This window comes from Ramlibacter henchirensis (assembly GCF_004682015.1).
Taxonomy (GTDB): Bacteria; Pseudomonadota; Gammaproteobacteria; order Burkholderiales; family Burkholderiaceae_C; genus Ramlibacter; species Ramlibacter henchirensis.
Window position 1 is genome coordinate 67,630 of record NZ_SMLM01000004.1, and the last position, 12,288, is coordinate 79,917.

Below are 12,288 nucleotides of genomic sequence, written 5' to 3' on the forward strand. Positions count from 1 at the left end.
CACCCCGCGGTGCACTTGCCCGCGGGGTCGAACTCCATCCTGCGGTCCGACGGCGGAATGTGCACCGCCACCTTCACCGCCTCCACGAAGTTGCTGATGCGTCGCAGGCGTTCAGGGCCGGCACAAGGCCGTCAGGGCGCGCACGTCGGGCTGCGAGGCCAGGCCCCAGCAGGCACGTGTGATGTCGCGCGCCTTGGCCGCACCCAGGAGCGGCTCGACCAGCGCGTGGAACTTGGCCTCGAGCTGCTGGTCCGACAGCGGGTTCTGCAGCGAGCCGATGGCGTGGTCGACGCCCACGTCGATGCGGCGGCCGTCCTTGAGCACCGCCGTCACCTGCACCGATTCCTCGTTGATCGAGTCGTCGACGGTGGCGTTCACCTTCCGGCGCGTTTCGACGACGAGCGGGTCGTTCACGACCGCATCGGAGAACTCGTCCTCCCCCGCGCGTCCGTGGATCAGGCCGACCGCGCAGCCGTGGTACACGCTGAACTTGCCCTGGAGGCCGTCCTTCGGCTCCTTCTTGCCGGTCAGTTCCAGCACCAGCGGATGAACGCGCAGCTCGATCCGCTCCAGCTGGTCCGGCGTGACGCCACGCGCCTTCAGCTGCACGCAGGCGTCGATGCTGGGATGGATGACGATGCCGCAGGCAAAGGGCTTGTAGGTGTTGAACGAGATCTCGAAGCGCTGACCGAGTTCATCGGTCGCTTCGTTCCAGGCCCGCTTGTCCGACGCCACCTGCACGAATCCGCGCGGGGCCTCCAGTGCGCGCGGGCTGGCGGTGAAGCCGCGACTGGCGAGCAGCGCTGACATCAGGCCCGCGCGGGCCGCGCCTCCGGGATGGAAGGGCTTGGTCATGGTGCCGAACTGCTCGCGCAGGCCGACCGGCTGCGACGCCGCGATGCCCAGCGCCATCGCCGTGCGCCACTCGTCCAGGCGCAGCAGGCGCGCGCAACCGGCAGCGGCGCCCAGCATGCCGGTGGAGCCGGTGATGTGCCATCCGCGGTCGTAGTGGTCCGGGTACATCACGTTGCCGATGCGGCAGGCCACGTCGATCCCCAGCACCAGCGCATCGACCACGTCGCGGCCGCTGCTGCCGCTGTGCTCGGCCAGCGCGAGCACGGCCGAAGCGACCGGCCCGGCCGGGTGGATGATGGTCTTCAGGTGCGTGTCGTCGAAATCGAAGGTATGCGAGGTGATGCCGTTGACCAGCGCCGCGCTGGCCATGTCGACCTTTTCCGGGCGGCCCAGCACCGTGGCCTGCGGCGAGGGCTGCAGCAGCTGCACCGCGGACACGGCGGCCTCGGCGGCCTCATGGCGCGCCGCGCCGATGGCGCAGCCCAGCCAGTTGTAGAAGGTGCGGTGCGCCTCGTGTTCGACGGCGTCGCTCCAGCCCTTGGCGGGATGGGACGCCACGAAGCGCGCGAGGATCTGCGTGATCGCGGGGGCCGCCGTGTCGGCGGCGACTTGGGTGTTGCGTGCCACTGTCTTGCTTCCTGGAAACCGCCGCTATTCGTCGAGCTGGATCTTTCGCGCCTTGGCCAGCGCGGTCCAGCGCGCGATGTCGCTGCGCATGTAGTCGCCGAACTGCTCCGGCGTCATCGGCCAGGGCTCCACGGCCTCGCCCGCCAGCTTCTCGGCGAGGTCTGGCGCCTTGAGCACCGAGACCTGCGTTTCGTTCAGGCGCCGCACGATGTCGGCGGGCAAGCCGGCCGGTCCCACCGTGCCGTACCACTGCATCGCGTCGAAGCCCTTGAAGCCGGCTTCCTCCATCGTGGGAACGTCCTTGAGTTGCGGGCTGCGCTCCTTGCCGGTGACCGCCAACGCGCGCATGCGGCCCGAGCGCAGGTGCGGCAGCGCCGCGGCCAGTCCCGGGAACATCGCCTGCGTCTGGCCGCCGAGCACGTCGTTGATCGCGGGTGCGATGCCGCGGTAGGGGATGTGCAGCATGAAGCCGCCCGTCTCCTGCTTGAACAGCTCCATCGTCAGGTGAGTCAGCGACCCCGGCCCGGCCGAGCCGTAGTTCACCCTGCCCGGGTTGCGCCTGACGTAGTCGATGAATTCCTTGATGTCCCTGGCCGGCAACGTGGCGTTGATCGCCAGCACGTTGGGCGTCGCGCCGATCATCCCGATCGGGGTGAAGTCCTTCACCGCGTCGTAGGGCACCTTGCGCGTGGCGGGCGTCGTGCCGTGCGTGGCCACGTAGCCCTGCAGCAGCGTGTAGCCATCGGCCGGCGCGCGCGCCGCGGCCTGGCAGGCCACCACGCCGCCGCCGCCGCTCTGGTTGTCCACCACGAAGGTCTGTCCGAGCGCCTTGCCCCAGCGCTCCGTGACCACGCGCGCGATCATGTCGCTGCCCCCGCCGGCGGAAACGGGGACGATGTAGCGGATCGACTTGTTGGGATAGCCCTGCGCGAGGGCCAGCCGCGGCGCGGCGACGGCCGCCGCCGCGGCCTGAAGAAGATGGCGGCGCTGCATGTCTTGTCTCCTGTCGTGCGGACGATGATGCGAGCCCCCTCCCCTGCTGTAAATAGCAACCTTTGGAAGGCTTGTTGCGTGCCGTGCATGAATGAAGGAGGCCCTGAATGAAGCCTTGGCTGGCCGGACCCGCGGGCCTTCGTCACCGTGGGCCAATTGCAGAGCTTCGCGGCGGCCAAGGTGCTGCACCCCTCGCAGCCCGCGTTAGCGCGCCGCATCTCTTGCGCCGGCTCGCCATTTCCGGCACCGAACGCAACAAGGGCCTGCCGAACCTGCCCACGTTCCAGGAGCAGGGCTTCACGGGCTTTGGCCTGGCCGGCTGGATCGCGGCGTACGCGCCGGCGGCCACGCCCAAGGCGGTGGCCGCCAAGCTCGCGTCCACGTTTCGCGAGCCTGCAGCAGCCCGATGTGTCCTCCAAGCTCGACAGCCTGGGCTACGACGTCATCGGCAGCACGCCGGAGCAGCTGCGCACCTTCTACCAGGAGGAGTACAAGCGCTTCGCGGAGCTGGTGAAGAACGCCGGCATCACGCCGGAGTAGGCGCCAGGCGCGGCGCAGCGATCAGGCGCTGCTCTTGCAGCGCCCGTCCGTTCAGCGCGCCCGCCGCAAGACGAAGAAGAACGGCTGCTCCATGCCCTTGAGGTCCATCAAACCCAGCACGCTGTCGGCGTCGATGCGGCGGAACACGTCGAGGATGGGAAGCTGGTCATAGACCAGCGTGGCCGTCGAGCGGCCCCGGTGCGTGGTCATTCGCAAGCGGGCGCGCGACTTGCGCGTGGCCAGCAGCGGAAGCGGCGCCTGGAAGAGGCGGCCGAACCATGCGGACCTGGCGAAGCGCGGCCAGCGCATCGCGAGCGGAATGCCCGCCGCCAACAGCACCGGGTTGACGTGCACCGTGCCTCCGGCGGACGTGCGGAACACCAGCGGATGGGCATGCTCCGGGCTGTCCAAGCGTTTGCCCTGCCAGTGGCAGGCTTCCAGCACGCCGTCCAGAGGATGACCGGTCGGGAAGCCCTCGCCGGTCCACGTGCCCAGCATCGCCTCCACCTCGACCGGCTCCAGCGAATCGAAGAGTGCCAGCGCATCGGCGGTGCTGCGCACAACGGGCTGACGGAACGAACTCATGGGTGCGGCGTGCTGCCCCGGTCGCTTCCGCGGGCCCCGAGCAATCGGCTTTTGCCGCGGCCATTTGTCAGCGTCGGCCTACTTGATGCCAGCCCGGCAGGGTCCATATCTTCGATCCTCAAGTCACGTTCAACTTCATTCAAGGAGGTTCCCATGTCCATCTTGCGTCGTTTCGCGCTGGTGTTCGGCATCGTGTTTCTTCTGGTCGGCGTGGCGGGTTTCATCCCGGGCATCACCGTGCCGCATGACCACCCGAACGTGATGCTCAAGTCCGGGCTCGGGTTGGTGCTGGGCCTGTTCCCCGTGAACGTGCTGCACAACATCGCGCACCTGCTGTTCGGCGCGTGGGGTCTGGCCGCGTCGCGCACGGACGCTGCATCGCGCACCTACGGGCAGGGCGTGGCGATCGCCTATGCAGTCCTCACGGTGATGGGGCTCGTCACGGCAGGCAACCTGCACACGCTGTTCGGGTTCGTGCCGCTGTATGGCCATGACATCTGGCTGCATGCGGTGCTGGCCGCGGTCGGCGCTTATTTCGGCTTCATGCACCGGCAGGAACACCGGCTCGAGCGGGCCGAGCGGGCCTGAGTTCGCGCGTTGCCGATGCAGGGATGGCCCCCGTCAGGGCCGTCCCTTGCCCCAGGGCCCCTCGATGACAAGCGTCAGCCCGGGGGCCTGGATGTTCACGAACAGGAAGCGGCCGTCGGGAGAAAAGCAGCCGCCGCAGAACTCGCTCGCGTTGATCGCGTTGGTCGCGACGCGGAACAGCTCTCCCGATCGGTCGACGCCGAGGATGTTGTTGCCGCCACTGCCGTCTTCGAACATGTACAGCCGGCCGTCCGGCCCGACCGTGATGTTGTCCGGCGCATCGAGCACGGCACGGTTGGTCGACTCCACCACCAGCGTGAGCGTCTCGCGTACGGGATCGTGGGCCCAGATCTGCCCAGCGCCGAGATTGCCGCCGGTGGTGCAGCAGAAATAGGCCAGCCCGTCGCCCCACCAGGCGCCCTCGCCGCGGACGAACCTCGCCGCGCCCTGACCCTGGCCCTGCCCGCGCGTGCTGTTGGCGAACAGGTCGTCGCGCGCGTCGGGCTCGGGGATGTCGACCCATTCGACGGGCATAGGCTGATTCAGCCTGTCCAGGAACCCCCGGCCGGTGCTGACGCCACCTCGGAATTCCCTCAGCTTCAAGGCCTGCAGCTTGCCGCCCTGGACCAGCGCCCCGCGCCGGTTCGGGACATACCGGTAGAACAGCCCGTCACCCGCATCCTCGGTCTGGTAGACGATGCCGGTGCGCGGATCGGCGGCGGTCGCCTCGTGGTTGAAGCGTCCCATGCCGCGCAGGGGCGTCGCGCGCGTGGGCCCGTCGGCGAGGGCGGGGACCTCGAAGACGTAGCCGTGCCGCTGCTGGTACGTCGAGAGCGACGCATCGGGCAGCGCGGTGCTTTCCTCGCAGGTGAGCCAGCTGCCCCACGGCGTGGGTCCGCCGGCGCAGTTGTTGTTGGTGCCGCCCAGCGAAGCGAAGTCGCGCAGCAGCTTGCCCTGCGCATCCAGCACGAGCGTCGTGGTGCCACCGGTGGCGTAGCGGTCGAACTTCAGGGCGTCGGGAACGTCGACGCCTCTCTCGTTGCCGAATTTCGGCTCGCGGTTGATGAGCTCGTGGTTGCGCACCAGGATCGTCGTGCCCTGCGCGCCCTGGAAGGCGGCCATGCCGTCGTGGTCGCCGGGCACGAGGGTGCCGTCGCTCATCCACTGGCCGGTGCACGAGATCGCCCAGTAGCGGAATCCCGGCGGCAGCATCAGCAGCGGCTGGTTGCGGTAATCGAACACGCCCGGGACGACCATGTCCGCGGTGTTCAGGGGCAGGACCGACGACAGGTCGCCGAAGCCGGGCCCGACGGTCCTCCCGTTCTGCGCCGCGCGGGAATACAGGGCGGCCAACGGTGAGATCGCGGCGCTCGTGCCCAGGAACCGGATGAAGTTGCGGCGGGAAGAGGTCAACTGCTCTCGAAATGGTCGGAGCGAGAGGATTCGAACCTCCGACCCTCTGGTCCCAAACCAGATGCGCTACCAGACTGCGCTACGCTCCGAACGCAGGCATTCTAGCGGCCGGGCGCGCCGGCCAGGAGGCAAGGCGATGGCGATCCGGATCGTGAGGCTGGGCACACCGCGGGCGGCGGGCGAAGGGCTGCGCATCGGCACGGTGCGGCGACCACCGCGCGGGGTGCCGAAGTCCCAGTTCGCCTCGGGCAACTGGTACGACGTGTGGTTCCCCAACCTGGCACCGAGCGCCGGGAACGTGCAGGCGGCGATGGCCGCGCAGACCGACAAGGAATGGGCCGCATTCGCGCGCAAGTACCGGGCCGAGATGGCCGAACCGGACGCCAGCCGAACGCTGGACCTGCTTGCGGCGCTGTCGCACCAGAGCAATTTTTCGATGGGCTGCTACTGCGAGAACGAGGCGCGCTGCCATCGCTCGCTGCTGCGGGAGCTGCTGGCGCAGCACGGCGCCGAGATTGCCGCTGACTGAATAAAAAAAGCCGGCGCGAGGCCGGCGTTTTCGCTCCGGTGAGCGTGTGACGTCACTGCGCCTGCTGTTTCTTGGCCTGTCCCGGCGGCAGGCAGCCGTTGTCCTTTTTCTCCAGTCCCGGCGGGCAGTCGCGGTTTCCCATCCTGGAGGAGTCGGAGTCCGCGCTGGTCGACGAGGTCGTGCCCGTGCTGCCCACATTCGACTGCGTGCCGGTCGAGGCGGACCCGGAAGTGCCGCTGGCGCCCAGCGTGCCGGTCGTGCCGGTGCCGCTGCTGCCCGAAAGCGTCGTTCCGCTACCCGTGGTGCTGCCCGTCGTGCCCGTCCCCGCTGTCGTGCCGGCGCTGCCGCTCGGTTGTGTGGTGCTCGTTCCCGGCGCCGTGCCGGTCGTGGCTGCGGTCGAGCCAGGCTGCACGATGGCGCCGCCGCTCGCGCCCAGCGTGCCTGTGGTGGTGGCGCCCTGCCCTTGCACGTTGGTGTCGCTCGACTGGCTGGTGCTGCCACTGGCCGACGTGCCGGCGGAGGGCGTGGTGGTCGAGCTGCTCGTGCTGGTCTGCGCGATGGCGCCGCCCGCGACCAGCGAGGCGACCAGAAGGCTAAGAAGTCTGCTCATGCATTCATCTCCATGGGGTGAGGCCCCTGGCGGATTGCGTCGGGGTATGGGATGAGCATGGGCCGCGGCCGGGCTGCGGCCGGTCGGACATGGGAAAGCATCACAGTGCGGCCAGTCCGACCGCGGGTAGGAGATGCCTCGCGCTGAGGCATCAGCGATTCTTCGCGGCTTTCCGGGTTGCGCTGCGCGGAGGCCGGATGGCGCCCTTTGATGCCACGGCCTTCTGCGGATCGGAGGCCGTTCCGGCGGGAGCTTTCTTGCCCGGTGCCACTTGCTGCGCGGCGCGCACCGCCTTGCCTGCGGCCGTTCCCATGCCGCGCCACGGCTGGTAGTTCCTGAGCACAGCCCGCTCGCCACTTGCGGAGACGACCGCCAGCTCCAGGCGCAAGCCGAGGCTCGTGACGTAGCGGTGCAGGGTAGAGAGCTGCAGGTCGTCGCGCTTCTCGAGCTGCGAGACCGCGTTCTGGCCGATCCCCATCAGCCGCGCGACCTCGCTCTGGTTGCGGTCCGCCGCCTTGCGGATCTGGTCAAGACGTTCCGCGTCTTCCATGGCGCGGATGTGCAGGCGGGCCCGCTGCCGGACGTCGCGGCGATCCTCGGCCGAGAGCTCGGCCATCAGGTCTTTCAGTTTTTTCGCCATTCCTCTGCTCCTGATCGCTTGCGAAATTTCCCAAGTGGCTGTCGAACCGCTTGTTCGCCTTCCTCAGAAGGTCCCTGTAGAACTGCTCCTCGGCGCCGCCCTGCTTCTCGCCCGCAACGAGCACGATCGCGTTGCGCTGCGGATCGAATGCGAACACCGCCCTCCAGACCTGCGTCTTGCCATGGGCGTCGTACCGCAGCTCCTTCATGTTCGGATGCCTGCCGTTCCTGAGCGTGCCCACCAAGGGTCTTCCAGCCGCGGGGCCTCTTGCCTCCAGCGCCGTGACCGCGGCGAGCAACGCCTTCTTCTGTTCGGTGTCCATCGCCTTGTATTCCGGCACGAACTCCTCGTGGAACTCAACTTCCCAGTGCCCGGATTGCTCCTGTTGCGGGCGCGCGGGTTGATCACTTTTGAATGATATCACTTAATGATGATGTGGCCATGGGATGAGCCGAAGGCCAGTCTCGTTCCGCAGCTTTCGACGCCACCAACCCTTTCGTCTCCGCAGGGTTGCGGAGGGATTCCGCTCGCTGGAAGCCGCCAAAAAAAAGCCGGCCCAAGGGCCGGCTTTTGAACTGCACCGCGCAGAGACGCGTCAGAGCTTCACGTACTCGTACTCGACCGGCTGCGCATTGATGCCGCGGTCCGGCGGCGCGATCCACGCGGCCATCTTGCCGGGCTGGGTCACGGGCTGCATCAGGCTCTTGACGAAGCTGATGTCTTCTTGCGTCGGCAGCCAGTCATCCTTCTTCGCCTCGAACTCGGCGGCCGTGATCGGGTTGCCCTGCGGGTCGGTGTGCAGTCCGGCCCAGGCGCCGACGCTGCGGCGGAAGCGCGTGGACGGCAGCTTGAACTCAAAGGGCACGCCGGCGCGCTTGACGCCCATGTTCCAGCGGGTCAGGCCCACGTTGCAGTCCTTGGCGTATTCCAGGCGCGTGATCTCGTTGATGCCGTTGCGCACCGAGATGTTTTCGTCCCGCACGCCGCCCTTGCCGTCCGGCACCTGGATCGTCATCGACGTGTCGGTCTCCACGTGGTCGGCGAACTTCGACTCGTCGGGGCGGCCCTTGATGCCGTTGCTGAAGTAGTTGGCCGCGTTGGACGATGCCTCGGACCCGAACAGGTCCAGCGAGCTGGAGAACCAGAAGTTCATGAACTTCTGGATGGTCGGCAGGTCGATGGCGCCGGCGTTGCGCACCTTCTTCCAGTCGTCGGTGTCCAGCTCCTTCATCACCTCCAGAGTCCGCCGGATGACGCGGCCGACGCCGGTCTCGCCCACGAACATGTGGTGCGCTTCCTCGGTCAGCATGAACTGGCAGGTGCGCGAAAGCGGGTCGAACGCGCTCTCGGCCAGGCTCTTCAACTGGAACTTGCCGTCACGGTCGGTGAAGTAGGTGAACATGAAGAACGAGAGCCAGTTCTCCATCGGCTCGTTGAACGTGCCCAGGATGCGCGGCTTGTCCGGGTCGCCCGAGTGGCGCTCCAGCAGTTCCTCTGCCTCCTCGCGGCCGTCGCGGCCGAAGTAGGCGTGCAGCAGGTAGACCATGGCCCAGAGGTGGCGGCCTTCCTCCACGTTCACCTGGAACAGGTTGCGCAGGTCGTAGAGCGACGGCGCGGTGTGGCCCAGCAGGCGCTGCTGTTCGACCGACGCGGGCTCGGTGTCGCCCTGCGTCACGATCAGGCGGCGGAAGGTGGAGCGGAACTCGCCGGGCACGTCCTGCCAGGCGTCCTGGCCCATGAAGTCGCCGAAGCCGATCTTGCGGCCTTCCTGCTTGTCGGCCAGGAAGATGCCCCAGCGGTAGTCGGGCATCGGCGTGTAGCCGTACTGGGCCCAGCCGGAAGCGTCCACGCCCACGGCGGTGCGCAGGTAGACGTCGTTGGCCTTGAAGTCGCTCGGGCCCATCTCGTCCCACCAGCGCAGGAAGGCGGGCTGCCAGTGCTCCAGCGCGCGCTGCAGCTGGCGGTTGTCGGACAGGCCGACGTTGTTGGGAATCAAGGCTTGGAGGTCGATGGTGCTCATGATGTTTCCTTGCTATGGACTCCGGTACGCAGAAAAGACGGAAACCACGCAGAGGACGCAGAAAAAATCTGAGTCATGTCTTCAGCGTTTTCTGCGCGATTCCGCGATTTCCGCGTACGGCTGTCCGCTTTCATCCTTAAACGCGCTTCCAGTCGAACCGGGACTTCTTCCCGGTGCCGAACAGCTTCAGCGCGCCTTCCTCGCCCACGGCGTTGGGGCGGATGAAGATCCAGTTCTGCCAGGCCGACAGGCGCCCGAAGACGCGCGTCTCCATGGTTTCCTTGCCGGGGAAGCGCAGCGAGGCTTCCATGCCGGTCAGGGCATCGGGCGAGAGCGACGCGCGCTCTTCCAGCATCAGCCGGATCTCGTCGTCCCAGTCGATGTCGTCCGGCGTCAGCGTCACCAGGCCCAGGCCCAGGGCCTGGTCGGCGCGCAGCGGGCTGTCGCCGAGGCCGCGGACCTGCTCGATCGTGGCCGCGTCCTCGTTGAATCGGGTCTCCAGGCGCGTGAGGCCGTTGACTTCCGGGTAGCGGCCGAAGTTGGCCACGGACAGGTGCAGCGCGGGCGCGGCATCGGGCGCATCGGGCAGGTCCAGCATGTAGATGCGGTCGCAGGCCAGGGCCAGCTCGTAGAACGTCCCGGCGAAGCAGGAGCCCTGGTCGACCAGCGCGATCAGCGAACGGCTCGTGACGTCCAGGCGGGCCAGCGTGCGGCGCAGCAGGCCGGTCGTTTCTCGGACCAGCCACTGGGCCTTGTGCTGCTCCAGCACCCGGTCCATCTGCAGCACGCGCTGCGCGTCGCCACGGGTCTTGATCACCCAGGTGCCGATCTCCAGCTCGTTGGTGCGCAGCTGCAGGATGGCGTCGTCCAGCTCGCGCGCGAACTTCAGCGGCCACCAGCTGGCGCCTGCGGCGACGATGGCATCCGGCGTGGCTTCGATGGCAGCGGCGGGCGCATTGACGGTGAACGTGGCGACGCGCGCATTTCGGTCGATGGCCACGTCGACGATCGAGTAGTGGTAGCCCTGCTCGTCGATGCTCGCTTCCACCGGCGTGAGCTCGATGCCCTTGTCCGGCCCCTGGCGCGTGGACTGCTTGCGCAGCGCCTCGACTTCCGCCTCGACCAGCTGCGGGAACTGCTGCGGCTTGGCGTAGGCGTCGATCAGCTTCCAGTCCTTGGCGCGGTCGGCGCGCACGCCTTCGCTGGTGGTGCAGAAGATGTCGGCGAGGTCGCGGCGCACCTTGCGCTTGTCCGTCACCCGCGTCAGCCCGCCGGTGCCGGGCAGCACGCCCAGCAGCGGCACCTCGGGCAGGCTCACGGTGGACGCGCGGTCGTCGACCATCACGATGCGGTCGCACGCCAGGGCGAGCTCGTAGCCGCCGCCCGCGCAGGCGCCGGTGACGGCCGCGACCGATTTCAGGCCCTCGTGGGCAGAGGAGTCTTCGAGGCCGTTGCGCGTCTCGTTCGTGAACTTGCAGAAGTTCACCTTCCAGGCGTGCGAGGACAGCCCCAGCATGTAGATGTTGGCGCCCGAGCACCAGATTTTTTCCTTGCCCGACTCGAACACCACCACCTTGACGCCGGGGTGCTCGAAGCGGATGCGGTTGAGGGCGTCGTGCAGCTCGATGTCCACGCCCAGGTCGTACGAGTTCAGCTTGAGCTTGTAGCCCGGCTTGATGCCGCCGTCCTCGTTGATGTCCAGCTTGAGGCGCGCGACGTCGCCTTCCACGCTGAGGGTCCAGTGCTGGTACTTCGCGGGCTGCGTGGAAAAGCGCACCAGTTCGCGCTCGCCCTGCTTGAACAGCAGGGGTTCGGTCATTGCATTCATCAGGCGGGCTCCTTAACTTCAGGTCTGAACTTCACATCGGGGCGGTCGCCCGCCACCGCCTCATTCCGCGGGTCGATCCCCAGCAAGCTGGGGCCCCTCGCCCTACGCTTCATGAGTCGGCTCCTTGGTCGTTCGGGGCGCAAGGGCCGGAACGGCGCGTTCCAGGTCCTTGAGGGATTGCTTCACCGTGCGCGCGGCGGTGTCCACCACCGCATCGGCACGGGCGTAGAGCGGTTCGCGGCTGACGAGGATCCGGCGCAGGTCCTCCATCGCCTCGTTGGTCGCACCGCGCGTGGTGTCGAAAGGCCGCATGTCGCCCTGGGCGACCACGCGGCTCATATGCTCCTGCGGGCTGGCCTTCAGCCAGACGCAGTAGAAGCGGCTCTGCAGCAGGTCGAACGTTTCGCGCTCGCTCACGATACTCCCGCCGGTGGTCATCACCACGCCATCCTCGTGGTCCTCGGCGATGCGGAAGAGCGCGCGGCGCTCGTAGCGGCGGTAGCCGGCCTGGCCGTGCAGCAGCAGGATCTCGTTCATGCTGGTGCCGGCCTCGCGCTCGATCTCCCGGTCGAGCTCGACGAAGGGCACGCCGCGCTGCGCGGCGAGCTGCGCGCCCAGCGTCGACTTGCCGGCGCCACGCAGGCCGATCAGCGCGATGCGGCGCTCGCGGCCTTGTGCATCGCCGAGCCCGAAGGCGCCGGCCAGGAGTGAATAGGCCTGGTCGAGCTGCGTCTCGTCCAGGCGGCCGAGCAGGTGGTGCAACCGGGCCAGCGCGGGGCGCGGCGCGTCCTGCAGCAGCTCCAGGATGGTGATGTTGAGCGCGCGCGCCGTGGCTTCCAGCGAGTTGATCGAGACGTTGCCCTTGCCGCTTTCCACATCCGCCAGGAAACGCTCGGACAGCCCCGAGTCGCGGGCCAGCTGCTTGCGGGTCATGCCGCGGCGGGCGCGCCAGGCGCGCACACGCGCGCCCAGCTCGGCCAGGGTGGCCTTTGCGTCGGTATCGGTGTCGTTGATGAGCTGCGGGGTGGGCATCTTTTTTCGATCCGGTTTGACGTGGATC

Annotated in this window: 13 protein-coding genes, 1 tRNA gene and 1 pseudogene; 4 read left to right on the plus strand and 11 right to left on the minus strand. The window is 68.0% G+C overall.

The features are described from left to right. Window positions 1-111 precede the first annotated feature (111 nt). Window positions 112-1,482, minus strand: coding sequence for an MmgE/PrpD family protein (locus EZ313_RS21675; protein WP_135265412.1), 1,371 nt, complete (start codon window positions 1,480-1,482; stop codon window positions 112-114). 24 nt (window positions 1,483-1,506) lie between these two features. After that, the gene (locus tag EZ313_RS21680; protein WP_135265413.1) at window positions 1,507-2,475 is read right to left on the minus strand and encodes a Bug family tripartite tricarboxylate transporter substrate binding protein; all 969 of its coding nucleotides are present in this window, start codon (window positions 2,473-2,475) and stop codon (window positions 1,507-1,509) included. 107 nt (window positions 2,476-2,582) lie between these two features. Between EZ313_RS21680 and EZ313_RS23825 the strand changes: the two are divergent. Together EZ313_RS23825 and EZ313_RS23735 are read left to right on the plus strand one after the other, a co-directional pair. Next, a pseudogene (locus EZ313_RS23825) lies at window positions 2,583-2,858 on the plus strand (tripartite tricarboxylate transporter substrate-binding protein); the annotation flags it as partial. 25 nt (window positions 2,859-2,883) lie between these two features. After that, a complete protein-coding gene (locus tag EZ313_RS23735; protein ID WP_276606977.1) occupies window positions 2,884-3,015 on the plus strand; it encodes a hypothetical protein in 132 nt (43 codons plus the stop codon). Window positions 3,016-3,066: 51 nt separating this feature from the next. On the opposite strand, the gene EZ313_RS21690 is transcribed toward EZ313_RS23735, so the two are convergent. Further along, complete coding sequence (locus EZ313_RS21690; RefSeq protein ID WP_135265415.1) at window positions 3,067-3,600, minus strand: DUF4334 domain-containing protein; 534 nt, start codon at window positions 3,598-3,600, stop codon at window positions 3,067-3,069. Window positions 3,601-3,753: 153 nt separating this feature from the next. On the opposite strand from EZ313_RS21690, the gene EZ313_RS21695 reads away from it, so the two are divergent. Continuing rightward, complete coding sequence (locus EZ313_RS21695; protein WP_135265416.1) at window positions 3,754-4,188, plus strand: DUF4383 domain-containing protein; 435 nt, start codon at window positions 3,754-3,756, stop codon at window positions 4,186-4,188. Window positions 4,189-4,221: 33 nt separating this feature from the next. On the opposite strand, the gene EZ313_RS21700 is transcribed toward EZ313_RS21695, so the two are convergent. Further along, the gene (locus tag EZ313_RS21700; protein ID WP_135265417.1) at window positions 4,222-5,601 is read right to left on the minus strand and encodes an alkaline phosphatase PhoX; all 1,380 of its coding nucleotides are present in this window, start codon (window positions 5,599-5,601) and stop codon (window positions 4,222-4,224) included. A 12-nt stretch (window positions 5,602-5,613) separates the two neighbouring features. Beyond that, window positions 5,614-5,690: transfer RNA gene (locus EZ313_RS21705), tRNA-Pro, on the minus strand. Window positions 5,691-5,737: 47 nt separating this feature from the next. Between EZ313_RS21705 and EZ313_RS21710 the strand changes: the two genes are divergently transcribed. Further along, a complete protein-coding gene (locus tag EZ313_RS21710) occupies window positions 5,738-6,130 on the plus strand; it encodes a DUF488 domain-containing protein (RefSeq protein ID WP_167772695.1) in 393 nt (130 codons plus the stop codon). 52 nt (window positions 6,131-6,182) lie between these two features. On the opposite strand, the gene EZ313_RS21715 is transcribed toward EZ313_RS21710, so the two are convergent. The 6 genes from EZ313_RS21715 to EZ313_RS21740 all read right to left on the minus strand — a co-directional run bounded on the left by EZ313_RS21715 (window position 6,183) and on the right by EZ313_RS21740 (window position 12,260). After that, entirely contained in the window at window positions 6,183-6,740 is a 558-nt protein-coding gene (locus tag EZ313_RS21715) for a hypothetical protein (protein WP_135265419.1), read from the minus strand. A gap of 151 nt (window positions 6,741-6,891) precedes the next feature. Beyond that, a complete protein-coding gene (locus tag EZ313_RS21720; RefSeq protein WP_135265420.1) occupies window positions 6,892-7,380 on the minus strand; it encodes a helix-turn-helix domain-containing protein in 489 nt (162 codons plus the stop codon). Continuing rightward, window positions 7,268-7,702, minus strand: a complete 435-nt coding sequence (locus tag EZ313_RS23830; protein WP_135265668.1) for a type II toxin-antitoxin system RelE/ParE family toxin — start codon at window positions 7,700-7,702, stop codon at window positions 7,268-7,270. Before EZ313_RS23830 ends, EZ313_RS21720 begins: the two co-directional genes overlap by 113 nt. A 273-nt stretch (window positions 7,703-7,975) precedes the next feature. Continuing rightward, complete coding sequence (boxB, locus tag EZ313_RS21730; RefSeq protein WP_135265421.1) at window positions 7,976-9,400, minus strand: benzoyl-CoA 2,3-epoxidase subunit BoxB; 1,425 nt, start codon at window positions 9,398-9,400, stop codon at window positions 7,976-7,978. A gap of 136 nt (window positions 9,401-9,536) precedes the next feature. Beyond that, the gene (gene boxC / locus EZ313_RS21735) at window positions 9,537-11,228 is read right to left on the minus strand and encodes a 2,3-epoxybenzoyl-CoA dihydrolase (protein ID WP_135265422.1); all 1,692 of its coding nucleotides are present in this window, start codon (window positions 11,226-11,228) and stop codon (window positions 9,537-9,539) included. A 102-nt stretch (window positions 11,229-11,330) separates the two neighbouring features. Continuing rightward, window positions 11,331-12,260: a helix-turn-helix transcriptional regulator gene (locus tag EZ313_RS21740; RefSeq protein ID WP_135265423.1), complete on the minus strand. Its 930-nt coding sequence runs from the start codon at window positions 12,258-12,260 to the stop codon at window positions 11,331-11,333. Between the last annotated feature and the right edge of the window lie 28 nt (window positions 12,261-12,288).